This window comes from Citrifermentans bemidjiense Bem (assembly GCF_000020725.1).
In the GTDB taxonomy this organism is placed as follows: domain Bacteria; phylum Desulfobacterota; class Desulfuromonadia; order Geobacterales; family Geobacteraceae; genus Geomonas; species Geomonas bemidjiensis.
Genome location: NC_011146.1, coordinates 581790 through 608686, shown reverse-complemented (window position 1 = coordinate 608686; position 26897 = coordinate 581790). Strand labels below are relative to the sequence as shown.

The window sequence follows — 26897 nt, the reverse complement described above, 5'->3', positions numbered from 1 at the left end:
ATGACGCCTAAACAGAAGAGGGTGCTTGATTTCATTTTGTCATTCGCGGAGCGGCACGGGTTCCAGCCCTCGCAACAGGAGATCGCCTCTGGATGCGGCTTCGGCTCGCTGGGGACGGTGCAGCATTACTTGCGCGCTCTGGAGAAAGACGGACACCTGACTCGCCAGTGGAACGCGAAACGAGGTCTGCAACTGGCAAATCCCCCCTGTCCCCCCTTCGCAAAGGGGGGGACGCAAGTTCTCGCGCAACGCTTCGTGGGCAAATACTCTCCAGGTTCTCCGGAATCCCAGGAACTGCACTTTGCTGAGGGGGGAAATCCACAAACGCCTGCTGTCGCACCGATCATAGGAATGGAGCTGCCGCTGGTGGGGATCGTGGCGGCGGGACGGCCGGTGCAGGCTTTCCAACTGGCGGACGCCATCGAGGTCCCTTCTGCGATGGCGGGACCGGGCAACGTGGTGTACGAGGTGCGCGGCGATTCGATGGTGGAGATGGGGATCATGGACGGCGATTACGTGGCTGTGCACCCGCAGGCTGTGGCGGAGACGGGCCAGACGGTGATCGCGGAGGTGAACGGTTCGATCACGATCAAGAAGTACGTCCGGAAGGGAAATTCGATTCAGTTGCAGCCGGCGAACTCGGCGATGAGCCCCATCATGGTGACGGAAGACGACGAGTTTCATATCAGGGGCGTGCTGGTGGGCTCTATGAGGTTTTATAAGAAGTGGACCGGGAAATCCTCCACATAACTGTTCCCGCTTTTCCCATCGCGCTGGCCCGGGTCGTCGACTCGAACCTGCGCGGACGGCCGGTGGCGGTGGCTCCGCTCAACTCGGAACGGGCGCTGCTGCAGTGCATCTCTGCGGAGGCTGCGGCGGAGGGGGTGCACGCGGGGACTCCCATCTACCACGCTCGCAAGTCCTGCCCCGCGCTCATCGTGATCGCTCCGGACCCTCACCTGATGGCGAAGGGAAGCCAAGCGCTACAGGATCTCTCGGCCGAATTCACCCCTATCGTGGAACCGGGGGCCGGGCGGGCGTTCCTGGATCTCACCGCTTCGCGCAGGCTCTTCGGGCCGGCGCGGGATGTCGCGGCCAGGCTGGAGAAGGCGATAGCGAACAGGATGGGGCTGGAGGCGATGGCCGGGGCGGGGGTGAACAAGCTGGTCTCGCGGGTGGCTGCGGATGTGATGCAGGAGGCGGGGGTCTACGACGTGTTCCATGGGGCGGAGCGGAGCTTTCTGGCGCCCTTTCCTGTTTCGGTGCTGCCCGGGGTGGGGGAATCGCGGCAGGCTCTGCTCTTTCGGGATCTGAACCTGCAGCGGGTGGAGCAGGTGGCGTCGCTGTCGATGCCGCAACTCCGCCTTGCTGTCGGCCCTTTTGCGCCTCTTTTGCATGACCGCTCCTGCGGCATCGACAGGTCTCCGGTTCAACCTCCCAGGCTCTCCACGGAGATCGTGGAGGAGGGGCTGCTGGACCAGGAGGAGAACGACGACGCGATCCTGCTGTCGGAGCTGCTGCGGTTGGTGGAGGCATGCGGGCTTCGGTTGCGGCGGCTTAGGAAGGGAGCACGCAAGCTGACGCTTTCGGTGATGTACGCGGACGGGGTGAGCCAGCAGGGAAAGAAGGTGCTGCCGGTGCCGACTTCGCTGGACCTGCAGTTGCTGGCGGCGGTGGAGGATCTCTTCTTCACTACCTGCAAACGGCGGCAGAGGGTGAAGGGTTTGCGGCTTAGTTGCGACCAGGTGGCGGAGGACGCGGGACAGATGGACCTGTTCGCGCCGGCGACGGCCCAGGTGTCGCAGAAGCAGGCCGATTTGCAGGAGACGCTGGACCTCTTGCGGGAAAAGCATGGGCGCGACGCGGTGCGCTGGGGCAAGGGGCTGGCGGCACGCCGTGAGGCGACTATGGCCAGCGAGCCGCCGCCGGAGTGGGATCCGGAGCAGAATAAATATATGACTTTGACCAGTAGAAGCTAAAAGCACTCACCACAGAGGAAACTTTGAAAGGCGGAACACAGAGGTCGCTGAGGATCACGGAGGTCACAGAGGAAACCGAAAGACTTTGGGTTAACCCCAAAAGATCTTTTTTGCTTTTGCCTTCCTCAGATTTTCCTCTGTGTACCTCTGTGTCCTCTGTGGTTAAAGCCTATAAGGTTTTAGTGACATATGTTCATCCATCTTCACGCACATTCTTCGCTCTCGCCCAACTGGGGGGTGCACTCGCCTGAGACGCTCTGCTCTCACGCGGCTTCCCTAGGCTTCAAGACGCTCGCCATCACGGACCGCAACGGCCTCTACGGTGTGCCGCGCTTCCTCGATGCGGCGCGGGAGGCGGGCATCTCGCCTATCATCGGCACGGAGGCTGTTACACCAGACAACCGGGCAGTCCTCCTTGCCTGCAACGAGGAGGGGTACGCCAACATCTCCCGCCTCATCTCGGACTTGCACTGCCAAAAGAATTTCGACCTCATCCCGGCACTTTCGGAGTACCGGCGCGGCATCATCGTGTTGAGCGACGACCGGAAGCTCCTGGCCGCTCTCAAACGGAAGTCGGACGAGGGGCTGTTCGTGGAACTCTCGCCGGGACACTCCATGCACAACGCTCTGACGCTGGCAAGGGATCTCAGGCTGCCGCCGGTGGCGACGTCGAGGGCCGTGCTGCGCGCTCCGCGCTACGGCGGACAGGCTCCTCCTTCGGACGCCCTCACCCCGACCTTCTCCCAGAGGGAGAGGGGGAATGGACCAAACGCTCTAGCGGAGTGCAGGCTCGACGATTTCCACCTGCATCGGGTGCTGCGGGCGATTCATTTGAACACTAAGCTCTCGCGACTTACGCCGGAGATGACGGCGGCGGAGTCGGACGCGCTCTACCCGCCAGATAAGATGGCTGAGTTCTTCCCGCATTGCCCTGAGGCGCTGCAAAATACCATACGCATCGCCTCGCTTTGCAAAACGGATTGGAATTTCTCCAGCACCATCTTTCCCGCTTTCCGGGAGCTGGGGACGGAGGCGGCATTCGAAACGCTCCTGGAACGCGCTCGCCAAGGGGCAATCTGGCGCTACGGCAGTATCTCCGACCGGGTGCAGGCCCGCCTCGACAAGGAACTCTCGATCATCCGCGACAAGGGGTTCTCTCATTACTTCCTGGTGGTGGAGGAACTGACCAAACAGTCGGAAAGAACCTGCGGCAGGGGGAGCGCGGCGGCGTCTCTGGTCGCCTATTGCCTCGGGATCACACATGTCGACCCCATCCGGCACAACCTCTTCTTCGAACGCTTCCTGAACGAGGGGAGAAGCGATCCCCCCGACATCGACGTAGATTTTCCCTGGGATGAGCGTGACGCCATCCTCGACTTCGCCTTCGCGCGTTACGGAGCCAGGCGGGCGGCCATGGTGGCGAACCAGGTGGGCTTCAAGGGGAGGTCGGCGCTGCGCGAGGTGGCCAAGGTCTACGGCCTGCCGGACTACGAGATCAAGGAGATGACGGAGCGCATCTCTGGCTTTTGGCGCGCGGAGCAAAGCGCCGCTGCGATGAGCGGGCACCCGCTCTTCAAGGGGGAGTCGCTTTCCTCGGACTGGCAGGAGATCATGTCGACGGCCCGGCGCCTGAACGGGCAGTTGCGCCACCTGTCGCTGCATTGCGGAGGGCTAGTTATCGTGCCCGACGAGATCCGCAAGTACGTCCCGGTGGAAATCTCGCACAAGGGGCTGCCGCTGATCCAGTGGGAAAAGGACCAGACCGAGGACGCGGGGCTGGTGAAGATCGACATCCTGGGGAACCGCTCGCTCGCCGTCATCCGCGACGCAATGGCGGCGGTGAAGGAGCAGAAGGGTGTGGAGATCGATTACGCGACCTGGCGCCCGCTGGAGGATGAGAGGACGCAGAGCCTGCTGCGCCGCGGCCTCACCATCGGCTGTTTCTACCTGGAATCCCCTTCGGTGCGCCTGCTGCTGCGCAAGATCTGGAGCAGCACCGCCCCGCCGGAGACCTTCCGGTACGACCTCTTCGAGGTGCTGGTGCAGGCGTCGTCGATCATCAGGCCCGCGGCGAACAGCTTCATTCAGGAGTACGTGGCGAGGCTCCAGGGAAAGCCCTGGTCGCACCTGCATCCGCTTTTGGAGAGCGTACTGGGGGAGACGCTGGGGATAGCGATATACCAGGAGCAGATCACCCAGATCGCCATGGAGCTCGCGGGTTTCTCCGCCAGCGAAGGGGACCAGCTCAGGAAGGTGATCACCAAGAAGCACCGCGAGAAGCGGCTGGCGGATTTCCGCAACAAGTTCATGGCAGGGGGCGCGGAGCGCGGGGTCCCGGAAAAGGTGCTGCTGGGAATCTGGGACCAGATCCTCTCCTTCGCCGGCTATTCCTTCTGCAAACCTCACTCGGCGAGCTACGCGCTCTTGAGCGGGAAGGCAGCCTACATGAAGGCTCACCACCCCGCGCAGTTCATCGCGGCGGTGATTTCCAACCAGGGGGGGTACTACTCGCCGTTCGCCTACATCTCGGAGGGGCGCAGGCTGGGGCTTGCCATCCTCCCCCCGGACATCAACGAGAGTGAGTACCACTACACCGGCAAAGAGAAGACCCTTAGGGTCGGCCTGATGCAGATCGACGGCCTGACCCGTGACGGCGCGGACCGGCTCTTAAAGGAGCGCCGGGAACGCGGGGCGTTCGCCTCTTTCAAGGAGTTCCTGCGCCGGGCGCGGCTGCAGCGCGCCGATGCCGAGCGCCTGATAAAAGCCGGCTGCTTCGACGCGCTGGAGGGGGAGGAGAAGCGCCCGACGCTGCTTTGGGAGTTGCTCCACTTCCAGCAGCAGGCGACGGCCCTTTTGTTCGAACAAAAGACCGAGCTGCCGCACCCTCCTCCTTATGACGCGCAACTGGTGCTCAGGCAGGAGGTGGAAGCGCTCGGCTTCCTGGTGTCGCGGCACCCGCTGGCGCTGTACAAGGAGCAGTGGCAACGGCACCGGCCGATCAAGGCTTCGGAATTGATCAAGCACACGGGAAAATGGGTGACCATGGTGGGATGGTGGATCACCACGAAGACGGTGGAGGACAAGCACGGCAGGCCGATGGAATTTATCTCGTTCGAGGATGTGACGGCGATCTTCGACGCCACCTTCTTTCCGGACGTCTACGCCAGGTTCTGCCGGAAGCTCTCGCAGCGGCGCCCCTACCTGCTCAAAGGGATAGTGGAAGAGGAGTTCGGAGTGGCGACGCTCAGGGTGAAGTGGGTCGGTTTTCTGGACGGGTGAGGGAAGCTAGGGCGCAGGTGCAATGAGCGGGAGATAGACGTTCAAGGTGGTCCCTGCGCCAGGCTTGCTGTAGATCTCCAGGTGCCCTTCGTGCTGCTTCACGATCCCGTACACGATGGCCAGACCTAACCCGCTCCCCTTCCCCACTTCCTTCGTGGTAAAAAACGGCTCGAGAACGTGGGCCCTGGTCGCCTCGTCCATGCCGGTCCCCGTGTCGGTGACGGATAAAACGGCGTAAGAGCCGATACTGCCGTATCCGTGCGACTCCACCCACTCCTCGGTCAGCTCCATCGCTTCGGTGGTTATGGTCAGCGTCCCCCCGGTGGGCATGGCGTCCCGCGCGTTGGTGACCAGGTTCATCACCATCTGGTCGATCTGGCTCGAATCCGCGACCACCGGCAACATCCCCTCGCTCGGTTCGACCTTCAGCTCGATTTTCGCCGTAACCAGTCTGCTCAGGAGCTTTCTCACGTTGTTCACGATCTGGTTCAGGTCCACCGGTTCCGGGTGGTTGATCTGCTTTCTGCTGAAGGCGAGGAGCCTCTGGGTGAGGTCGGCGGCCCGGTCGGCGGCGGAGACGACCTGGTCCAGGTACTTCGTGGCGGGGTCCTCCTCCTTAATGGTCATCAGCGCCAGGCTGACGTACCCGATCATACCGGTCAGCAGGTTGTTGAAATCGTGCGCGATTCCTCCTGCCAGCACCCCGACGGCTTCCATCTTCTGCGACTGCCTGATCTGCTCCGCCATCCTCCTTTCGCGCTCCAGGTGCATGGCGTTGCGAAGGCTCATGCCGATGACCGGCGCGAGACCGGTCAAAAGGCTCATGTCGCTTTGGGTCAGCGGCCGCTGGGTCTTCATGTTGTCCACCGCCAGGATACCCAGCGACTCTCCCTCGAAGACAATGGCGCAACAGATGAAGGATTGCGCCTCCAGCACCTCGGAGAGGTTGATGCTCTGCTCGGAGTGAATGTGCGTCACCTCGGAAAAGTCGACGAACATCGTCCTTTGTTCCCGGAAGCAGGTTACGAAGGCCCCTTTGGCGCCAGGGTTGGTGAGATCGAAGGAGGCCTTTTTCAGCGCTTTCAGTTGCTTGTCGTTGATGCCGACCCCGGTGCGGAACTTAAGGCACGATTTGTTCTTGTCCGCCAGCATGATAAGGCACCGGTCATACCCCAGCCGCTTCTCGAGGGCGCCGATCACATTCTGCAGCACCTCGTCTATGCCGCTTTGCGTGCTCAGGGCCTGCCCCACCTCGTTTACCATCCGGGCGTTGTTGTAGTTGACGCCGATCTGGTCGACCATCTGCTCCGTCGACTCCTGCACGCCGGCCAGGGTGGCGAGTATCTCTTTCTTCTCCAGCCGCTCGGCGAGGTAGGACGCGCCCAGTTGCATGAAGGCGAGCGCTACCAGCATCTCGCCCAGGTGCCCGATTCGGTAGAAGTGGTGGAGCACCCCGTAGAGTACGAGCACGACCGGCACCTGGAGGTTTCTGACCAACCGGATCTTGCCGGCCCAGGTCTTCTTCCAGGAGACGATGTACCTGCAGCAGGAGCCCCCCTTGAAGATGCACTCGGGGTGTTCGACGGAGGGGATGTCGTGGTCGAACATCTGGACGATCGCCTCGAAAAAGCCGATGCGGTTTTCGCACTGGAAAGGCTTTTCCTCCACGTCGGAATGGGGGGTTACCGTGATCTCCACCTTGTTGTCGGCGAGCTTGCGGGATTGATAGACGGCGGAACGGGTGAAGTTGGAGGCGCATTTGCCTATGGCGACCAGGGTGTTGGCCGGCCCGATGAAGCCGAAGGTGTACTTGGCCATCACGCCCAATGCCTCTTCGGAGGCGGCGTAACGCCCTCCTTCCCGGGCTAGTTCTTTGCCCCCCAGGAGATAGGACATCTTGTCGTGGAAACGGTCGACCTGCCGCTGGGTGAGCCAGTGCCCTTCGTCGCTCAGCTCGTACGGGCTTATCTCCGCATAGTTCAAAAGCTCGCGCACGTCCACGTCCGCATGCTTTTTCTTCAGCAGCGCGACGAAGTTGTTGATTATCTTGCTGTTGTAAAGTGGTCGATCGGACATCGGGCAAGGTTCCTGGCCGTAAGCTTCCGGCGGTGGTCCTTTTGGTTTAATGAGGACCACTGTCCCGTATCGGTAAACTACGCGTTTTCTTTAGGGGCGAAATTGCAACGAAGAGCAAAGGGGGGAACGAAATAGCATCGCCTGGTCCTTGGTCCTCGTAAAATCTCGTTCCCAAGGTCCACCTTGGGAACCAGAAGAATTCCGGGCATACAGCCCCCCCTCCCTTGACGGGAGGGGGGACCAAGAGCGGCTTCCCCCGGAATCATCCCCAAAACACAAAAAGGCCCGGCTCCCCTTGCGGAGACCGGGCCTTTTTCTTCTTTTTCGGAGGGGGGGGCCTTAGTCTACGGACTTCCTCAGGAAGGTCGGGATGTCGTACTGATCCTCATCGTCGGAGAGGAAGCTGCGCTGGCGCACCTGGGTCTCGCGCTGCTGCTTTTCGCGGATGAAGGTCGGGATCTCCAGCCTGCTTTCGACCGGCTTCACCATGGTGGCCATGGTGGCCACGCTCTTCATCTCGTGACGCCCTTTCTCCAGGTCGAAACGGTCGCCGAAGCCGGTGGCGATGGCGGTGACCTTGATGGTCTCGCCCAGAGTCTCGTCGATGACCAGACCCACGATGATGTTCGCGTCTTCGTGCACCTTCTCGTGGATCACCTTGCTGGCCGCGTCGAACTCATCCATGGTCATGGAGGCGGAGCCGGAGATGTTGACCAGAACGCCCTTGGCGCCGGAGATGTCGATGTCTTCGAGCAGCGGGCTGGAGATGGCCTTGACGGCGGCATCGATGGCGCGGTTCTCGCCGGAGCCGATGCCGATGCCCATCATCGCCATGCCGCGCTCGCTCATGATCGACTTCACGTCGGCGAAGTCGACGTTGATCAGGCCGGACTGGGTGATCAGGTCGGAGATGCCCTGCACCGCCTGGCGCAGCACGTCGTCGGAGGGTTTGAAGGCGTCGAGGATGGACATGGACTTCCCGGCCAGGCCGAGCAGACGGTCGTTGGGGATGACGATCAGGGAGTCGACATGTTTCTTCAGCTCCTTGATGCCGTCCTCGCCCTTGGCCAAACGCTGGCGCCCCTCGCGGGAAAACGGCTTGGTGACCACGCCCACGGTGAGAGCCCCGTGCTCGCGAGCAACCTCGGCGATGACAGGCGCCGCACCGGTGCCGGTGCCGCCGCCCATGCCGGCCGCTATGAAGATCATGTCCGCGCCCTTCAGCGCCTCGTGGACCTTGTCCCTGTCCTCAAGGGCAGCGTCGCGCCCGACGTTCGGGTTGGCGCCCGCCCCGAGTCCCTTGGTAAGCTCCGTGCCGATCTGGATCTTAACCTGGGCCTTGGACATCCTGAGCGCCTGGGCGTCGGTGTTGGCGACGATGAAGTCGACCCCCGCGATACCCACGCTCATCATGGTGTTGACTGCATTCCCGCCGGATCCGCCAACGCCAATCACTTTTATCTTCGCACTTTGATCGATGCTCTCATCGAAGTGAAACATGAACTCCTCCCTGGTCGCGCCCCCCGGCGGTGGCTAAAAAAAATATTAGCCGGTCTTATACTACGTTTAGTTGTGTAATGGAAGCCTTAAATCACTACATCTTGTGTTTATTTTAAAAAAATTCTCCAAACCAATCCTTCATCCTGCGGCTCACCCTGCGGAAGACCGTCTCGTCGCTTTGCTGGGTCGGGAACTCGTGCACGCCGACGTTCTTGCTGCCGTAGACGACAAGGCCGACGCCGGTCGCGTAAACCGGCGAATTAACGACGTCGGTAAGTCCGCCGATCCGCTGCGGAAGCCCGCGGCGCACCGGAAGGTTGAAGATCTGCTCGGCCAGTTCCGGCATCCCTTCGAGGATGGTGGAACCGCCGGTGATGACCACGCCGGAGGCGATGGAATCTTCCAGGCCGCTCTTCACGATCTCGCGGTTCACCAGGGTGAAGATCTCCTCGACGCGCGGCTCCAGGATTTCGCAGAGCAGCTGGCGGGAAAGGATGCGCGGCTTCCTCCCTCCGACGCTCGGGACCTCGATGGTCTCGTCTTTGCCCACAAGCGAAGAGAGGCAGCAGCCGTACTTCTGCTTGATGCGCTCGGCCTCGGCCATCGGGGTCCTGAGACCGACCGCGATGTCGTTGGTCAGGTGGTTCCCCCCAAGCGAAAGGACCGAGGTGTGCTTGATGGCGCCGTCCACGAAGATTGCGATGTCGGTGGTGCCGCCGCCGATATCGACCAGGGCCACGCCGAGTTCCTTCTCGTCGGAGGAGAGCACCGCCTCGGAGGAGGAGAGCTGCTCAAGGACGATGTCGGCGACCTCGAGGCCTGCCCGGTTGCACGACTTGACGATGTTCTGGGCGCTCGCGACGGCGCCGGTGACGATATGGACTTTCGCTTCCAGGCGCACCCCGCTCATCCCCAGCGGCTCGCGAATGCCGTCCTGGTCGTCGATGATGAATTCCTGGGGGAGGATGTGGATCACCTCGCGGTCCATCGGGATGGCGATCGCCTTCGCCGCCTCGATGACGCGTTTCACGTCCTCGGGAGAGACCTCGCGGTTCTTGATGGCGATCACGCCCTGGGAGTTGAACCCCTTGATGTGGCCGCCGGCGATCCCCGCGTAGACCGACTTGATCTCGCAGCCGGCCATGAGCTCGGCCTCTTCGATCGCCTTCTTGATGGCGGCGACGGTGCTCTCGATGTTGATCACCACCCCTTTTCTGAGCCCCTTGGACGGACTGGTGCCGATACCGACGATGTCGATGCCTTCCTCAGTCACGTTCCCCACGATGGCGCAGATCTTGGTAGTGCCTATGTCGAGCCCTACGATGAGATTATCCCTTCTAGTGGACATGCTCCCTCCCTTTTCCCCTACACTTTTTTAACTATGATTTTGTCAGCGTAATCAAGATCTATGTAGTCGAGCGCCTGCATCTGCGGCTGAAGTTCCTTGTAGATGCCGGCCAGTCGCGTCAGCTTTTCGCTGAACCCGCCGTTGCCGAGTTTCACCGGCACCCCCCCCTGCATGGTGAACAGGGTGAAACCGTACCCCTTGCTGTAATGGATCTCCGAGATGTCCTCCAGGCTGAAGACGCCCCCTTTCTTCAGGGTGTCGATCAGGGCCAGGGCGTTTTTCAGCGCGTCCTGGCAACCCTTGGGGTCCTGTGCCAACTCCTCCTCGGTGAAACCGGTGATGAGGGGGTAGTCGAGCCGGTCCCCTTCGACCAGCGATTTGAAGAGCACTCCCTTGTCGTCCAGGTAATAGAGGCAGCCGACGTTGGCCACCGCCTGCGGCGCCCTTTCCGAAACGGTTATCGACAGCGTGTGCGGGAAGTAGCGCCGCACCTGGACCTGCTCGAGCCAGGGGTTTTTGGAAAGCCTCGCCACCACGGTCTTCAGGTCGACCTTCAACATCGAGTCCCCGGGCCTCACCCCGGCAAGGGTGATGATCTCTTCGCGGGAGACGCGTTTCAGGGGGGAGACCTCTATGGCCTCCAGCCGCAGCAGCGTGGTCCGCGACACCAGGTTGTAGATCTGCCATCCCCCGAAGCCGAGGCCGGCGCAGAGCGCGGCGCCGCCGAATCCCCTGGAGGCGTACTTCAGGATCGGGCCCCAGTTGATGGGCTTACGTTCCTTGGGCGGTTTCTTGACCCTGTTGTGGGGCACCCGCTGTTTTTTGGCATGAAGATCGCGCATTTTTTTACCGTCAAAAAAGTTGAGTCATGGAAGCATTGAATAACATCACAGGTTACTCGTGCCGCTAGCTAGATCTTCAGCGATGCCGCCTGCAGTATGCGCAGTACCAACTCGCCGAAAGCGATTCCGGCTCCCCCCGCTATCTCGGGAAGAAGGCTTAAGTCCGTCATCCCGGGGAGGGTGTTCACCTCCAAGAGGAAGCAGTCGCCCGTTTCGGTGACCAGGAAGTCGACCCTGCTGTAGCAGTCGCACCCCAGCGCCGCGTGCGCCTTCTCACCCTGACGAAGCACCTCGGCGTAGACCGCCTCGGGGAGGCGCGCCGGCAGGATGTGCTGCGCGCCGCCGTCGGTGTACTTCGCCTCGTAGTCGTAGAATTCCCCCTTGGGGATGATCTCGATGGCGCCCAGCGCCTTGCCGTTCAGTATGCCGACCTGGACTTCGCGACCGTCGATGAAACCCTCGATGAGGATCTCGGAGTCGTAGCGGAACGCCTCGTCGAGCGCCGCCTGCATCCGGGAAGGGTCGCGCACGATGCCGACTCCGACGGAGGAGCCTTCGCGGGAAGGCTTCACCACGACCGGAAGCGGGTTGGCTAGCTTGAGCTCCTCGCCCCGGCGCAGCACCTGGTAGGGAGCGAGCTTCAGCCCGGCGGAGGCGAAGATGACCTTGGAAGCTATTTTGTCGATGGCGAGGGCGCTGGCAAGTACCCCGGAGCCGGTATAGGGGATGCCCATCAGTTCCAGGAGTCCCTGGACCGAGCCATCCTCGCCGAAGCGGCCGTGCAGCGCGATGAAGGCCAATTCCACCTGCTCCTCGGCCAGCCGCTGCGGCAGGTCGCGACCGACGTCGATCCCCACCGCCCGGAAACCCTGCTTGACCAGGGAGGCAAGGACCGCCTTGCCGCTGTTGAGGGACACTTCGCGCTCGGCGGAAAGTCCACCCATCAGCACCGCGATCTTCTTCTTTTTCAGCTCCTCTACCGTCATCGCCCAATCCTTTCGGTTCATCTATTACAAGAACCATCCGCCAACGCCCCTCCCCCCTTTTTCAAAGGTTCTTCCGGGGAAAGACGCTCTTGATCCCCCCTCCCCTTGCGGGAGGGGGTTAGGGGGTGGGGGAAGGTGCCATCATTCCCATACCGTGCGGCTTCACCCACCCCCTGCCCCTCCCGTCAAGGGAGGGGAGAGTTCACCTTAATTTTCTACTCTTCGCCTACCAGGCGGACCTCTTCCTCGAGGTCGACGCCGCTGGTCTCCTTCACCCTCAGCTTCACCAGCGCCGCGAGCGAAGTGAAGTCCGCGGCACACGCGCCGCCGCGATTGACCAGGAAGTTGGTGTGCGCCTCTGAGACCTGAGCACCGCCGACGGTGACGCCGCGCATGCCGGCCCGGTCGATCAGCTCCCAGGCGTGCCGCCCCGACGGGTTCTTGAAGAAGGACCCGGCATTGGGATAGGTGACCCGCTGCGTCCCGCTTCTTCTGGCGATGTTGGCCTGCATCCGCTCCTCGATGATGCGGCGTTCGGCAGGTTCGAGCCTGAGCTTCGCCCCCAGGACGATCTCTCCCGGCAAAAGCCTCAAGTAGCGGTAACCGAATTCCAGCTCAGCGGCTTTGCGCACCAAGAGCTTTCCCTCACGCAAAGTGATGAGCGTCTCGACCCGCTGCAGCGTCTCGCCACCCTGGGCGCCGGCGTTCATGGTGAGCGCTCCGCCGAAGCTTCCGGGAATGCCGCTGAGAAATTCCATCCCCCCAAGGCAATGCTCGGCGGCGAAGCGGCAGAGGGTGGAGTTGGTTACCCCCGCGCCCACTTCGAGTCTCGCGCCCGGCTGCATCTCCAGGGTGTCCAGTTTCTTGAGCGAGATGACGCACCCTCTGATGCCGCCGTCGCGCACCAGCAGGTTGTACCCCCCTCCCAGCACCAGGTAAGGGATCTTCGCGGCGAGGAGCTTCTCCACGGTCTCGTGAAGGTCGGGCAGATCGGCGGGCTCGAAGTAAAGATCCGCCGGACCCCCGACTTTAAGGGAGGTGTGCTGCCACATCGGCTCGTCCCACTTGACCGTGCCGCGCACCCCCTGGACCGCTTGTTCGAGCTCGCCCCGTGTCAACCTCAGCTCTCCTTCGCGGCCTTCAACCGCAGCAGCATGGTCTCTCCCACCTGCCAGACGTTGCCGGCCCCAAGGGTCAGCAGGATGTCGCCGGGAGCAAGCACGCGCTCCAGGTGCTCGCAGAGCTTGTCGCGGTCGGAGATCCAGGTGACGTCCTTCTGGCCGTGCCTGCGGACCCTGTTTGCCAGCGCCTCGGCGGTCACCCCCTCGATGGGGGCCTCCCCCGCCGGATAGATGTCGGTCAGGATCAGGACGTCGGCGTCGTGGAACGCCTTGACGAACTCCTCGAAGAGCTCCTTGGTCCTGGAATAGCGGTGCGGCTGGAACACGACGACCAGACGGTTCTCGGCAAAGCCTGCCTTGGCGGCGCCCAAGGTCGCCTTGATCTCGGTCGGGTGATGCCCGTAGTCGTCCACCACCATGATGCCGTTGGCCTCCCCCTTCAGATGGAAGCGGCGCCCCACCCCGCCGAACCCGGCGAAACCTTCCTGGATGGTCTCGAACGGGATGTCCAGCTCCATGGCCACGGCGATCGCGGCCAGCGCGTTCAGTACGTTGTGGGCGCCCGGCATGGAGAAGGTGATCTCTCCCAGCCGCACCCCTTTGTGATGCGCCACGAAGCTGGTCGAGAACCCAGAGAGCTTCACGTCGGTGGCCCTGAAGTCCGCCTGGGCCGACATGCCGTAGCTCGTGAAGCGCTTCTTCACCCGGGGCAGGACGTCGGCTATGTTGCCGTTGTCCAGGCAGAGTACGGCAAGCCCGTAGAAGGGGATCTTGTTGATGAACTCGACGAAGGTGTCCTTGATCTCCTCGATGCCGCTGTAGAAGTCGAGGTGGTCGGCGTCGATGTTGGTGACCACGGCTATGGTGGGGGAGAGGAGCAGGAAAGAGCCGTCCGACTCGTCCGCCTCGGCCACCAGGAACTGTCCCTGTCCCAGCCTCGCGTTGGTGCCAAGCGAGTTGAGCCTGCCGCCGATGACGATGGTCGGGTCGATCCCCCCCTTGGAGAGGATGGTCGCCACCATGGAGGTGGTCGTGGTCTTGCCGTGGGTCCCGGCGACGGCGATGCCGTACTTCATGCGCATCAGCTCGGCCAGCATCTCGGCACGTGGGATCACCGGTATCAGCCTCAGATGCGCCTCGACCACCTCGGGGTTGTCGTCGTGGACGGCGCTGGAGATGACCACCACGTCGGCGTTCGCCACGTTCTCGGCGGCGTGCCCGAAGAAGATCTCGCCTCCCAGGCTCTCCAGCCGCTGGGTGATCTCCGAGCCACGCAGGTCCGATCCCGAAACCTTGTACCCCAGGTTCAGGAGCACCTCCGCGATGCCGCTCATCCCGATGCCGCCGATGCCGACGAAATGTATTCTCTCTATTTTTCCGTACACTCTCTGTGCTCCCTTCGGTCGCAGATAAAGATAAAGATAAAGATTGAGTAAAACCCTAGCTTCTCAACCTCGCTCTATCGTCAATGTCTCAAAGCCACTTCCTTCGTTGTCTCGAACCACTCTCAGGCCCTCAAGCCTTTTCTTTATCTTTATCTTTATCTTTATCTCGCCCTTAGTTTTTACTCACCATAGCCGAGACGATGGCCTGGGCTGCGTCTAACTGGGCCAGGGCTCGGGCGTTCTTCTCTATCTCGGCAAGCTCGGCTGGGTGCTCCATCAGTTCGAGGATCTTCGCCGCCAGCCGCTCGCCGGTGAGATCTTCTTCCAGGATCATGACGCCGGCGTTTTTGTGCACCAGCGACTCGGCGTTTTTCCTCTGGTGGTCGTCGGCAGCATACGGGAAGGGGATGAAGATGCACCCCTTGCCGCAGGCGGTGACCTCGGCGATGGTTGTCGCACCGGCCCTGCAGACGACGAGGTCGGCGGCGCCGTAGGCCGCGGACATGTCGTCGATGAAGCTGAGCACCTGGGCCTGGAACCCCTGGGCCTGATATCCCTCGCGCACCCGGGCCGCGTCCTTCTCGCCGGTCTGGTGCGTGATCCTCAGTTTCCCCTTCACTCCCTCCAGATGCGGCAGCGCCTCCAAAAGCGCGCTGTTGACCCGCTGGGCGCCGGCGCTCCCTCCGAAGACGAGGATGCTGAAGGTGTCCCCGATGCTCCGCACCCGCTCCTGGAACCCCCAGAGGATCTCCTTCCGGATCGGGTTCCCGGTCATCTGGGTCATCTCCTTGGGAAAGAAGCTCTCTGCTTCGGGCATGGAGATGAAGACGCCGTCCACGAAGCGCCCTAGGACCTTGTTGGTGAGGCCGGGGAACGCATTTTGCTCATGGATGAAGCGCCTGATCCCCATGCCGCGCGCCGCGAGGACAATGGGTGCCGAGGCGTAGCCGCCGACCCCCAACACCAGGTCGGGACGGAACTCCTTCAGGATCTTTCTCGACTGCGAATAGCCGTAGAGCAGACGCCCCGCGCTCATGATCTTCTTGATGGTCCCCATCCCCTTCATACCGCTTGCCGAGATGAGGGCCAGCTTGTAGCCGAGCTTCGGCAGGAGCCGCGCCTCGATACCGCGCTCGGTGCCGACGAAAAGAACCTCGTTCTCGGGGCTGCGCGCCAGGAACTCGTCGGCGACCGCTATCCCCGGGAAGAGATGCCCCCCGGTCCCGCCGCCTGCGATGATGAGCCTCATGCCGGGTTCCCCCTCATTCTGGTCGATACGTTAAGGAGGACCCCCACCGCGGTGAGGGAGATGATGAGCGACGAACCGCCGTAACTCAAAAAGGGAAGCGCAATCCCCTTGGTGGGGAGCATCCCGGTCACGACCGCCATGTTGATGAACGCCTCAAGTCCCAAGAGCACGGCGATGCCGAAGGCGAGGAAGCGCCCGAAGCTGTCCTCGGCGGCGATGGCCACCCGGATGCTCCTTTGCACCAGCACGAGGAACATGCAGGCGATCACGATGACACCGATGAACCCCATCTCCTCCCCCAGGACCGAAAGGATGAAGTCGGTGTGCGCCTCGGGAAGGTAGAAAAGCTTTTGCTTCCCTTCGCCCAGCCCCTGCCCGAAGAAACCGCCGGTCCCCAGCGCCAGCCAGGACTGGATGATCTGGAACCCGGTGTCGGTCGGGTCCTGCCACGGGTCGAGGAAGGCGGTGATGCGGCGCATGCGGTAGGCCTTGGTGACCACCAGGTAGACGATGCCGGGAAGCGCTATGAGCCCCATCCCGAGGATGTACTGCACCCGGGTTCCGGCGGCGAAGAGCATCATGATGGCGACGGCGAACATGGTGAGCGCGGCCCCCATGTCGTGCTGCGCCAAGAGGACCGCGATGAAGACACCGAGTATCAGCATGTAGGGGAAGAACCCCGCCATGAACTGCTTCAGCTTGTCCTGCCGCTTCTCCAGCGAATAGGCCATGTAGATGATGAGCGCCACCTTGGCGAGCTCGGAGGGCTGGAAGTTGAAGAAGGGGAGCTTGATCCAGCGCGAGGCCCCCTTGGCGGTCCCGCCGATGCCGGGGACGAACACCAAGACGAGCAGTACGAAACAGCCAAGAAATAGCGGCACCGCGTATTTCTTCCAGACGTGGTAGTCGACGTGCATCGCCAGCGCCATCCCGACGAAGCCCATCAGGGCGTAGAGGGACTGGCGCTTCAGGAAGAAGAAACCGTCGTGGAATTTCTTGGCCGCCATCACGGAGGACGCCGAATAGACCATGACCACACCGAAACAGGTGAGGATCACCGCCATCAGCAGCACGATCATGTCGTACCCCTCCAGTTTCCTCACGCCTCCCCCTTCTTGCCGGCGCGCACCGCGGCCTTGAAGCGCTGGGCGCGCTCCTCGTAGTTCTTGAACATGTCGAAGCTGGAGCAGGCCGGCGAGAAAAGCACCACCCCGCCCGGCTTGGTCAGCCTGCGCGAGATCTCCACCGCCTCCTCGAGGGTTTCGGCGAGATGGGTATCGGTCAAGGAGCCTAGCGCCTCGTTCATGCGTGCCTTCGCCTCGCCGATCAGCACCAGGTGGCTCACTCGGCTCTCGACCAGGGGGGCCAGGGGCTCATAGGAGCCTCCCTTGTCCTTGCCGCCGGCGATGAGGGTGATGCCGGAGTCGAAGCTCTCCAGCGACTTCACCACGCTCCCGACGTTGGTCCCTTTGCTGTCCTCGTAGTAGGCGACGCCGTCGATCTCTTCCACCAGTTCCATCCGGTGCGGCAGCCCCTTGAAGTTCTTCACCGCCTCGTAGGCGCAGTCGCCGTCGCAGCGCATGAGGAGGGTGGAGGCAAGGCTCGCCATGATGTTGTCCAGGTTGTGCACCCCCTTCAGCTTGAACCCCTCGGTGCCGAAGCGGAGCACTTTCCCCTTGTGGGAGAAGGTGATGAAGCCGTCGCGGTAGCTGATCCCTTCTTCCAGCTCGTGCAGGCGGCTCATGGGGAAGAGCTGCGCCTTGAGCTTGGAGGCGCAGGCAGCGACCAGCGGGTCGTCGATGTTGAGGACGGCGAAGTCGTCCGCGGTCTGGTTCTCGAAGATGCGGAGCTTCGCGTCGATGTACTCCTGGAAGCTGTGGTAGCGGTCCAGGTGGTCCTCGGTGATGTTCAAAAGCACCGCCACGTCCGGCCGGAAGCTTTCCACCCCTTCCAGCTGGAAGGAGGAGAGTTCCACCACCACCCTTGATACCTCCTGGCCGCTTTCGGCCAGCTCGATCAGGGGATTGCCGATGTTCCCCCCCACGAAGGTCTCGAAGCCGCAGGCCTTGAAGATCTCGCCGGTAAGGGTCGTCGTCGTGGTCTTGCCGTTGGTCCCGGTGATGGCGACCATGGGGGCCTTGATGAACCAGGAGGCGAGTTCCACCTCGCTCACCACGCGCCGCTTCTGCGAGCGGGCCATCTCCAGCGGCTTTATGTCCATGGGGACGCCGGGTGAGACCACGATCAGATCCGCCATAAGGAAGCTGTAGGGGACGTGGCGCCCGAGTTCGTAGGTAATATCCAGGTCGGAGAGCTCGGCCAGAACGTCGGAGAGCGCCTCCTCCTCCCGCATGTCGGTAACGGTGACGAAGGCACCGGCTTGCGCCAGGAAGCGGGTCACCGCCACGCCGGTCTTCGCCAGTCCCACCACCAGTATTTTCTTGTCCTTTAATTCCATGATGGACCCTTTTGTTATCGATCTGCCGCCCGGCTATCCCCCCCTCCCTTGACGGGAGGGGGCCGGGGGGTGGGTGAAGCTGCCATGGGCGCCGGTCGTGGTGCCTGCCCCCACCCCCTAACCCCCTCCCGCAAGGGGAGGGGGGACTGTTACTGCGTACGCTAGCGCATCTTCAGGGTGGAAATGGCCACCAGCGCCAGGATGATGGTGATGATCCAGAAGCGCACGATGATCTTCGGCTCCGCCACCCCTTTCAGTTCGAAGTGATGGTGGATCGGCGCCATCCGGAAGATCCTCTTGCCGCGGTACTTGTAGGAGCCGACCTGGAAAATGACCGAAAGCGCCTCCACAACGAAGACGCCGCCCACTATCACCAGAAGGATTTCCTGCTTGGTCAGGACCGCGAGCGTCCCGAGCGCGCCGCCGAGCGACAAGGAGCCGACGTCGCCCATGAAGACCTCGGCCGGATAAGAGTTGTACCAGAGGAAGCCGAGCCCCGCCCCAACCATGGCGCCGCAAAGAACGGCAAGCTCCCCCGCCCCCGGCACGTAGGGGATCTGCAGGTACCCGGAAAGCTTGGCGTTACCCGCTATGTAGCAGAAGAGGAGATAGGTGGCGGCGTTGATCGCCACGGGACCTATGGCGAGGCCGTCGAGACCGTCGGTCAGGTTCACGGCGTTACTGGCACCGACGATCACCAGCATTACAAACGGGATGAAGAGGATGCCCAACTCGGGATGCACCCTCTTGAAGAACGGCAGGTAGAGTTCCGTCGAGAAACCGGGGAGGTAGAAGAGGAAGATACCGACGCCTGCGGCCAAGAGCATCTGCCAGAACATCTTCTGGCGCGGGGAGAGCCCCTTCGGGTTCTTCTCGACCACCTTCTTATAGTCGTCCACGAAGCCGAGGACGCCGTACCCCACGATGATGAGCAGGGTGAGCCAGATGAAGACGTTCTTCAGGTCGGCCCATAAGAGCGTCGGCAGCACGATGCAGACCAGGATCAGCACCCCGCCCATGGTCGGGGTTCCCTGCTTTTTCAGGTGCGATTCGGGACCGTCGGTCCGGATCACCTGGCGCGCCTGTAGCGCCTCCAGTTTCCTGACCACCCACGGGCCCACGATGAAGGCGAGCAGCAGGGCCGTGATCATGGCGTAGATGGAGCGGAAGGTCAGGTATTTGAATACGTTGAAGAGCTTGTAATCAGAGGCGAGCGGGTAAAGGAGATGGTAAAGCATCAGTCATTCCCCCCTTTTGCGGCGGATGCCAGTCCCTGCCGTACCAATTGCGCCACCTTGTCCATTTTCATGCCTCTAGATCCCTTGAAAAGAATGCAGTCCCCCGGCTGTACGAAGGAGAGAAGCTCCTGGGCCAGCTGGTCATGGTCCCGACCCAGCACCAGGTCGGCTGCGGGAAGCCCCGCTTCCAGCGCCCCCTTGGCGGTTTCCTCGACCAGTTTCCCCAAAAGGTAGAGCCGGTCGACGTTCCCTGCGGCAAGTTTCCCCAGTTCGCGGTGCGCCTCTTCGGTGCCAAGCCCAAGCTCCAGCATGTCGCCTAAAACCGCTACCAAACGCCCCTCCCCTTGAAGCTCCTTCAAGGTGGTGAGCGCCGCCGCCATGGAGGCCGGGTTCGCGTTGTAGCTGTCGTCGATCAGGGTCACCCCCGCCACTTCCTCCAGCTGGAAGCGCTTGTCGTAGGGGGAGAACTCCTCCAGCCCCTGGCGGATCAGGTCGCCCGGTACGCCGAGCGCGTGCGCTGCAGCGGCTGCGGCGAGCGCGTTGTAGATGTTGTGCCTGCCGTAGGCCGACAGGGTCACCTGCTGTTCGCCGTCCGGAAGCCTGAGGGTGAAGCTCTCCCCCCTCTTGCCGAGGCTCTGGATGGAGGCGGAGGAGACCTCGGCCCCCCTGAGGCCAAAGGTGAGCCGGGTCACGTTCAGGTGGGTCGGGCAGGTGGAGACCAGCGGGTCGTCCACGTTGTAGACGGCGACGGAACCTGGCTTAAGGCGCAGGAAAAGCTCTCCCTTGGCCCGCGCCACCCCTTCCACGCTCCCCAGGGTCTCCAGGTGCGCCGGAAAGGCGTTGGTGATGATGCCTACCTGGGGCTCAGCTATCTCCGCCAGGCGGTCGATCTCGCCGAACTCGCTCATCCCGATCTCGAAGACGGCCCAGCGCTCGCGGCCGGTGAGCCTGAAGATGGTGAGCGGCAAACCGATCAGGTTGTTGAGGTTCCCCTCGGTCTTGAGCCCGGGCCCAGTCTGGGCCAGTATCCGCGCCAGCATCTCCTTGGTCGTGGTCTTGCCGTTGCTGCCGGTGACGCAGACCGTCTTCAGGTTGAAGCGGCGGCGGTGGTAGGCGGCCAGATCCCCCAGGGCGCGCAGCGTGTCCGGCACCAGCACGGCGCCGGCCCCCTTCGGGAGTTCGTGTTTTGCCGCCCAGCTCTCCTCGGCCAGGAAGATGGTTACCCCTTTAGAGACCGCCGGAATTATGAAGTCGTGGCCGTCGAAGCGCTCGCCCCTCAGTGCCACGAAAAGCTCTCCCGGGGCTACCTGGCGCGAGTCGGTGCTCACCGCGGAGGCCTCGCCTGCCGCCTCCCCGATCACCCTGCCGCCGGTTGCCTCGGCTATTTCGTTAAGCGTGAACATCGCCATTTTCAGTTAGGTTTCCTTTGTTCCCGGCGCGCGACGCGCCCTGTTTACTTGCCCCGGTCCAGGACCGAAACCACGTAATGTGCCGCAAAAACGCGGAAAAGGGAACCTAATTTTCCCCAATTACTAACCTCTTAGTTTCAGCGCGGCCGCAGCCTCTTCCCTGTCGTCGAAGTGGAACTTCTCGGTCCCGACGATCTGGTAGTCCTCGTGCCCCTTGCCGGCCAGAAGCACGATGTCTCCGGGGTGCGCGGCCAAAAGCGCGGCCCGGATGGCGGCACGGCGCGACTCGATGGTGGCGAACCCCTTCTCGTGGAACCCTGCGGCGAGTTCCTCCAGGCCGTACTCGCGCAGGCCGAGCGGCAGGATCCCGGCGCGGACATCCTCCAGGATCGCCTGCGGGTCCTCGGTGCGGGGGTTGTCCGAGGTGATGACGGCAAGGTCGCTGTAGCGGGCGGCTATCTCCCCCATCACCGGGCGTTTCCCTTTGTCGCGATCGCCGCCGCAGCCGAAGATGGTGATGATCCGGTCCGTCTTCAGTTCGGAGACGGTGGAAAGGACGTTCTCCAGGGCGTCCCCGGTATGGGCGTAGTCGACGAGGACGGTGATCCCTTCTTCCGTTTCCACCCGCTCCAGGCGGCCGGGAACCCGCTTGTGCCCCTCGATGCCGGCGCGGATCGCCTCCTTCGAGTAGCCAAGGGCAAGACCCGCCCCTACCGCGGAGAGGATGTTGTAGAGGTTGAAGCGCCCCAAAAGCTCTGAGGCAAGGGAGATCTCCCCTACCGGGGTGTTGAGGCGGCAGCGGATGCCGTCGACCGAGAATTCGGCCTCGGCCACGCTGATGTCGGCCTTCCCGGTCATGGAGTAGGTCAATACCGGCGCGGCTGCCTTTTCCGCGATGCGAGGGCCGAAGGGGTCGTCCAGGTTCACCACCGCGCGCCTGAGCGGCTTTTCCGCGGTAGGCGCCAGAAGATCGGTGAAGAGCCTCAGCTTGCTCTTGAAGTAGGACTCCATGTCGAGGTGGTAATCGAGGTGGTCGCGGGTCAGGTTGGAGAAGAGGGCGACGTCGAAGAGGCAGCCGTCGACGCGGTGCTGTTCCAGGGCGTGGGAGGATACCTCCATCACCGCGCCGCGCGCGCCGTGGTCCACCAGTTCCCTCAGGATGGCTTGCAGGTCGACCGATTCGGGGGTGGTGTTGGGGGCGGGGATGTTGGTCTCTCCGAAGCGGTAGCTGATGGTGCCGAGGACAGCTGCCGGCACTCCCGCCTGCTCCATGATCCCCTCGACGAGATAGGTGGTGGTGGTCTTGCCGTTGGTCCCGGTGATCCCTACCACCGGGATGCCGCGGGTCGGGGTGCCGTAGAAGGCCGCTGCCATGAGGCTCATGGCGAGCCTTGGGTCCGGGACCACGACCACCGTTACCCCGGGACAAGCGCAGGGGCGGTCCGCAACGATTGCGACCGCCCCCCCCTTTACAGCGGCTTCAACGAATTCGGTCCCGTCGCTCTTCACTCCGCGCAGGGCGAAGAAGAGGGCTCCGGGCGCCACCTTTCGCGAGTCGTAGCAAAGCGACTCTATCTCGATACCGGCGTCTCCGGAGAGCTCGGGCGAGGCGAGGCAATTCAGAAGTTGTGCGAGTTTCATGCTACCCCCATTGTCAGGCCGAAGGGACGAACTTGACCCAGACCTGATCCTGCGTGGTGATGCGGCTCCCGGGGGCCGGGTTCTGCTCGACCGCCCTGCCGCTTCCCTGCAGCTTGACGTTGAGACCGCGCTTTTCCATCACCTTGAGCACCTGCCGCATGCTCATTCCCCGGAAGTTCGGCATGGCACCGGCCGCCGTCCCTTCCACGCTCCCCCCTTCGACGCTCCCTCCCTCGGCCACCGGCTCCGGTTTGGGCGCGCTTTTCTCGGGTGCGGCACCGCTTTTCTTCTTGGCAACGACGTTCTTGTCCGGTGCCACGTTCAGGTAGCAGAGGGTCTGCTGCGCTATGGCGCTGAAGGCCGGGGCCGCTACCACCCCGCCGTAGGAGCTCGTGGTCGGCTCGTCCACCACGACCATTATGGCGAGCCGCGGCTTGTCCAGGGGAACGAAACCGACAAAGGAGGCGGTGCGCTTGCTGGCCGAGTAGCCGTGCCCCTCGACCTTCTGGGCGGTCCCGGTTTTCCCCGCGACGCGGTAACCTTCGACCGCGGCCCCGGTGCCGGTCCCCCCTTCCACCACGACCCCCTCCAGCATGCGGGCCACCGTCTTCGCCGTCTCCGGCGAGATGATGCGCCTTTTCACCTGGGGTGCGAACTGCTGCAGCACCACGCCGTTGTCGTCGACGATCCTATCCACCAGGTACGGCTTCATCAGGTTGCCGCCGTTGGCGACAGCCGACACCGCGTTGGTGATCTGCAGCGCGGTAGCCGTCACCCCCTGGCCGAACGAGATGGTGGCGAGGTCGATGCCGTACCACTTGGACTGCGGCCGCAACATCCCGGAGGCCTCCCCCGGAAGATCGATGCTGCTCTTTTCGCCGAAACCGAAGCCGGTAAGGGCCGCGTAGAGCCTTTCGGGCCCCAGCCGGCTGCCGATCTTGGCGGCGCCGATGTTGCTGGAGTACTTGAGGATCTGGGGCACGCTGAGCGCCCCGTATTTGTGCGTATCGTGAATGGTCCTGCCGTACACGCTGTAGCTGCCGTTTTCGCAGTTGAACATGTCGCCGGGCCTGATCACCCCCGCCTCGAGTGCGGAAGCTACCAGGAAGATCTTGAAGGTGGAGCCGGGCTCGAAGCTGTCGGCGATGGCGCGGTTTCTAAGCGCCGCCTGCCCGTACTCGGCAAAGCTGTTCGGGTTGAAGGAAGGGTAGTTGGCCATGGCCAAAACCCGCCCGGTGTCGGGCTCCATCACGATGGCGATGCCGGCCTTGGCGCCGTTTTTCACCACCGCGTTGGTCAGCTCCTTTTCCGCTATGTACTGAACGTTCTTATCCAGGGTGAGGACGACGTTGTTTCCCTTGGAACCGCTTTTGCCCTCGCTCCCCTTCTTGAGTGCTATGTCGCGCCCGAGGGCGTCGCGCTCGGTGACCAGGAATCCCGTGTTGCCGAGGATGGTGGCGTCGTACTTCTTCTCCACCCCCTCCAGGCCGCCGGGATCGACACCGGTAAAGCCCACCACATGGGCCGCCACCTGGGAATTCGGGTAGAAGCGTTTGCTTTCCTTGACGAAGCCGACTCCCTCAAGCCCAAGCGCCTTCACCTTCCCGGCCTGCTCCGGCGGGATGCGCCGCGCGAGCCACACGAAGTTCTTGGCTCCCTTGAGCTTCGACTCGAGCTCCTGCGCGCCGTAACCCAAAAGGGGCGCCAGCTGCGCCGCCTCCTGCGGGATGTTTTCCATGTTGCGCGTCTCGGCGTAGCAGGAATCCATCTCTATCGAGACGGCGAACGGGGCGTTGGTTCTGTCGTAGATGGCGCCGCGGGCAGGCGTGAGCGCCACGATCCTTTGGTGCTGTTTTTCCGCGAGCTTCACCAGCCGGTCGTTGTTGAGCACCTGGAGGTAAAAGGCGCGACCCGTGGTAGCCACGAAGACGACCACGAACAAGAGGGCCACGAAACGCATCCGGACTCTGGCCCATTTCTCCTTTTTCTCGATCACTTGACCAGGACCACCTGCTGATCGGAGGGGAGCGCCATGCCAAGTTCACCCTTGGCCAGCGCCTCGATCCGGGCCGGCGCCTTGAGCGAAGCCACCTCGACCCGAAGGCGCTTGTTTTCCTGCTGCTGTTCCTTCAACTGCCTGGACGCCTCCCCGATCTTCAGGTTCATGTCGATCAACTCGACCCGGGACCAGACGTGAAAGATCGAGACCAGCGTCAGGAGCACCATCACTCCCGTGAGATAGGGAAAGCTGATCCAGCTCTCCCTGGGGACCGCGCCCGGTCTTGCCGGTGCGGCGACCTTGCCGTAGGCAACCTTGCTTTGCGACATGATGCTACCTCTCTAAATCTTCTCCACTACCCGCAGCTTCGCGCTCCTGGAGCGCGGATTAGCTGCCACTTCGGCCTCGCCTGCGGTTATCGGCTTCCTGGTCACCAGCTTGAACCTCGGAACCCGTCCGCAGATGCAGATGGGGAGTTCCTTGGGGCAGGTGCAACCGGTGGCCGCCGCGCGAAAGCCCTCCTTCACGATACGGTCTTCCAGCGAGTGAAAGGAGATCACCGCGCCGCGTCCCCCCTGCTTCAGCAGGGAGAGCAGCCCCTCAAGCCCTTCTTCTAGGCTCTTCAACTCCTCGTTTACCGCGATCCTCAAGGCCTGGAAGGTCCGGGTGGCAGGATGAAGCCGCTCCTCCCACTTTGCCTTCGGTATCGACCCCTTGATCACGTCCACCAACTGAAGCGTGGTCTCGATGGGACGCTCGTCCCTGGCCTTCACTATGAAAGAGGCGACCCGCTTGGCCCAGCGCTCCTCGCCGTACTCGGAGATGATCCGGTAAAGCTCACCCTCGGGGAGGGTGTTCACCAGGTCCGCCGCGCTCTGGCCGGAGCTTCTGTCCATGCGCATGTCGAGCGGCGCGTCGTGCATGAAGCTGAAGCCCCGCTCGTCGCGGTCCAGCTGGTGGCTCGACACCCCAAGGTCCAGTACGAAGCCGTCGATCCCGTCCACACCTATCTCCGCCAGAGCCTGAGCGATGCCGGCAAAATTGCGGTGGATGATCCGGACCCGGCCGCCGAAAACCTGGAGCCGCTCACGTGCCACGGCTATGGCTTCCTCGTCCCGGTCGAATCCGATCAGCTGGCCGTCCGGGGCGCTGGCGGTGAGTATGAGCCCCGCGTGCCCGGCGCCTCCCAAGGTGCCGTCCACGTATACCCCCCCCGATCTCGGGGAGAGCGCCTGCAGCACCTCGTCCGGCAGTACCGATATGTGGTGGAAGTCTTCCATCTAGAGGCCGAGTCCCGCAAGCGCCGCGGAATCCACCGGGAAGTTTTGCTCATCCTGCTCGCAGACCCTGGCCCAGACCGACTGGCTGTAGATGTCGACCTTGTTCTGCATGCCGACGAAATGAATCTCGCGCTCCAGCTGCGCCGTTTTTCTCAGGTCGTTGGGAACCAGCACGCGCCCCAGCTTGTCCGCCACGCACTCGACGGCGGGGACCAGTACGGTGCGCCGTACCGCGGCAAGCTGGTTGACGGTGAGCCCCAGGGCCGTGCCGTCCTTCAGCTTCTCTTCGAGCGCCAGGAACTCGTGGTAGGGGTAGATCACCAGGCCATAGCAGACCTCGTCCCCGTCCAGCCGCACCGGGCTGGATTTGGTGAGGAAAAAACGCTCGTCTCCAAAGGTGTCCAGCAAAACCTCGCGAAATTTCGCGGGGATGCTGGTGCGCCCCTTGGCGTCGATCGTAGTATCGAATTTCCCTCTGAACATGTTTTCCCCGGCACCGGTTGCCACTTTATACCACAACATACCACTTTCGTGCACGAACTATACGGTAGGGGATACATGTTGTCAAGGCAAAATTAGCGCCAAATAGGGAATTTTTTGGAGGTTTTACGGGGATTTAACGGCACTGCAGCGGGGAAGTGGCAAGAAGTGGCAGAACGGGGTGCGTCGCTCTTCTAATTGGAAGTTCGGGTGGTTGAGGAGACAGTCGGAGAGGGAGGCGGAGGGGGGAACCCTCCGCCGGGAATGGCTGAGTTCTTTTGCGTCACTTTTTCCTGTCGAAGAGGGAGACGACGTTTCCCCCTTTGCGGGGAGTATCCTTGCCTGCGCCCTTGCCTTCCTTGCCGACCGAGGCGAGCGGTCTGGGGGGCGGTTCCGGCGAGACCACTTTTTCCAGCATGATCGGGGTGCCGGCCATGGTGAAGGGGGAACCGTTCACCTGGCTCTCGTCCAGGATCCAGGTGTAGACCTGCAGGGGCACGGTGAGTACGAGAAGCTGCACCTTCCACCATCCCTGCTTCACGTCCGGGGAAATGTCCTCGATCCTCGCGTAAAAAGAAGGTTTGTTGTCGATGTGGACCAGCACCAGGTCGTTTACGGTAGACATCA

21 protein-coding genes are annotated in these 26897 nt (G+C 62.6%); 3 read left to right on the top strand and 18 right to left on the bottom strand.

The genetic code is table 11. From position 1 onward, the window contains the following. From lexA to GBEM_RS02465, 3 genes are all read left to right on the top strand, one after another. Nucleotides 1-750, top strand: a complete 750-nt coding sequence (lexA, locus tag GBEM_RS02475; protein ID WP_012528937.1) for a transcriptional repressor LexA — start codon at nt 1-3, stop codon at nt 748-750. Next, nucleotides 726-1979 (top strand): DNA polymerase Y family protein, encoded by a 1254-nt coding sequence (locus GBEM_RS02470; RefSeq protein ID WP_012528936.1) that lies wholly within the window; start codon nt 726-728, stop codon nt 1977-1979. The genes lexA and GBEM_RS02470 overlap by 25 nt, the downstream gene beginning before the upstream one ends. Before the next feature lie 189 nt (nt 1980-2168). Next, nucleotides 2169-5258: a DNA polymerase III subunit alpha gene (locus tag GBEM_RS02465; RefSeq protein ID WP_012528935.1), complete on the top strand. Its 3090-nt coding sequence runs from the start codon at nt 2169-2171 to the stop codon at nt 5256-5258. A gap of 6 nt (nt 5259-5264) precedes the next feature. On the opposite strand, the gene GBEM_RS02460 is transcribed toward GBEM_RS02465, so the two are convergent. From GBEM_RS02460 to GBEM_RS02375, 18 genes are all read right to left on the bottom strand, one after another. After that, complete coding sequence (locus GBEM_RS02460; protein WP_012528934.1) at nt 5265-7334, bottom strand: GAF domain-containing sensor histidine kinase; 2070 nt, start codon at nt 7332-7334, stop codon at nt 5265-5267. 339 nt (nt 7335-7673) lie between these two features. Then, the gene (ftsZ, locus tag GBEM_RS02455; RefSeq protein WP_012528933.1) at nt 7674-8834 is read right to left on the bottom strand and encodes a cell division protein FtsZ; all 1161 of its coding nucleotides are present in this window, start codon (nt 8832-8834) and stop codon (nt 7674-7676) included. Between the two features lie 112 nt (nt 8835-8946). Beyond that, a complete protein-coding gene (gene ftsA / locus GBEM_RS02450) occupies nt 8947-10182 on the bottom strand; it encodes a cell division protein FtsA (RefSeq protein ID WP_012528932.1) in 1236 nt (411 codons plus the stop codon). A gap of 17 nt (nt 10183-10199) precedes the next feature. Next, nucleotides 10200-11024: a cell division protein FtsQ/DivIB gene (locus tag GBEM_RS02445; RefSeq protein ID WP_012528931.1), complete on the bottom strand. Its 825-nt coding sequence runs from the start codon at nt 11022-11024 to the stop codon at nt 10200-10202. A gap of 68 nt (nt 11025-11092) precedes the next feature. Then, on the bottom strand, nt 11093-12010 hold the full coding sequence (locus tag GBEM_RS02440; protein ID WP_012528930.1) for a D-alanine--D-alanine ligase: 918 nt from the start codon (nt 12008-12010) through the stop codon (nt 11093-11095). 215 nt (nt 12011-12225) lie between these two features. After that, nucleotides 12226-13128, bottom strand: coding sequence for a UDP-N-acetylmuramate dehydrogenase (gene murB, locus GBEM_RS02435; RefSeq protein ID WP_012528929.1), 903 nt, complete (start codon nt 13126-13128; stop codon nt 12226-12228). Between the two features lie 2 nt (nt 13129-13130). After that, a complete protein-coding gene (gene murC, locus GBEM_RS02430) occupies nt 13131-14516 on the bottom strand; it encodes a UDP-N-acetylmuramate--L-alanine ligase (RefSeq protein WP_012528928.1) in 1386 nt (461 codons plus the stop codon). A 172-nt stretch (nt 14517-14688) separates the two neighbouring features. After that, nucleotides 14689-15765: an undecaprenyldiphospho-muramoylpentapeptide beta-N-acetylglucosaminyltransferase gene (murG, locus tag GBEM_RS02425; RefSeq protein ID WP_012528927.1), complete on the bottom strand. Its 1077-nt coding sequence runs from the start codon at nt 15763-15765 to the stop codon at nt 14689-14691. Continuing rightward, nucleotides 15762-16844, bottom strand: a complete 1083-nt coding sequence (gene ftsW / locus GBEM_RS02420) for a putative lipid II flippase FtsW (protein ID WP_049762705.1) — start codon at nt 16842-16844, stop codon at nt 15762-15764. The genes murG and ftsW overlap by 4 nt, the downstream gene beginning before the upstream one ends. A gap of 20 nt (nt 16845-16864) precedes the next feature. Further along, nucleotides 16865-18223, bottom strand: a complete 1359-nt coding sequence (murD, locus tag GBEM_RS02415) for a UDP-N-acetylmuramoyl-L-alanine--D-glutamate ligase (RefSeq protein WP_012528925.1) — start codon at nt 18221-18223, stop codon at nt 16865-16867. A gap of 161 nt (nt 18224-18384) precedes the next feature. Beyond that, nucleotides 18385-19461 (bottom strand): phospho-N-acetylmuramoyl-pentapeptide-transferase, encoded by a 1077-nt coding sequence (mraY, locus tag GBEM_RS02410; RefSeq protein WP_012528924.1) that lies wholly within the window; start codon nt 19459-19461, stop codon nt 18385-18387. Beyond that, nucleotides 19461-20870, bottom strand: coding sequence for a UDP-N-acetylmuramoyl-tripeptide--D-alanyl-D-alanine ligase (locus tag GBEM_RS02405; protein WP_012528923.1), 1410 nt, complete (start codon nt 20868-20870; stop codon nt 19461-19463). Before GBEM_RS02405 ends, mraY begins: the two co-directional genes overlap by 1 nt. Nucleotides 20871-20993: 123 nt before the next feature. After that, nucleotides 20994-22511, bottom strand: coding sequence for a UDP-N-acetylmuramoyl-L-alanyl-D-glutamate--2,6-diaminopimelate ligase (locus GBEM_RS02400; protein WP_012528922.1), 1518 nt, complete (start codon nt 22509-22511; stop codon nt 20994-20996). Between the two features lie 13 nt (nt 22512-22524). Beyond that, nucleotides 22525-24507 (bottom strand): penicillin-binding protein, encoded by a 1983-nt coding sequence (locus tag GBEM_RS02395; protein WP_012528921.1) that lies wholly within the window; start codon nt 24505-24507, stop codon nt 22525-22527. Continuing rightward, a complete protein-coding gene (gene ftsL / locus GBEM_RS02390) occupies nt 24504-24839 on the bottom strand; it encodes a cell division protein FtsL (RefSeq protein ID WP_012528920.1) in 336 nt (111 codons plus the stop codon). Before ftsL ends, GBEM_RS02395 begins: the two co-directional genes overlap by 4 nt. 12 nt (nt 24840-24851) lie before the next feature. Next, a complete protein-coding gene (gene rsmH / locus GBEM_RS02385) occupies nt 24852-25790 on the bottom strand; it encodes a 16S rRNA (cytosine(1402)-N(4))-methyltransferase RsmH (protein WP_012528919.1) in 939 nt (312 codons plus the stop codon). After that, complete coding sequence (gene mraZ / locus GBEM_RS02380; protein WP_012528918.1) at nt 25791-26273, bottom strand: division/cell wall cluster transcriptional repressor MraZ; 483 nt, start codon at nt 26271-26273, stop codon at nt 25791-25793. It lies immediately after the preceding gene. Nucleotides 26274-26553: 280 nt separating this feature from the next. Continuing rightward, nucleotides 26554-26895 (bottom strand): hypothetical protein, encoded by a 342-nt coding sequence (locus GBEM_RS02375; protein ID WP_012528917.1) that lies wholly within the window; start codon nt 26893-26895, stop codon nt 26554-26556. Nucleotides 26896-26897 lie beyond the last annotated feature (2 nt).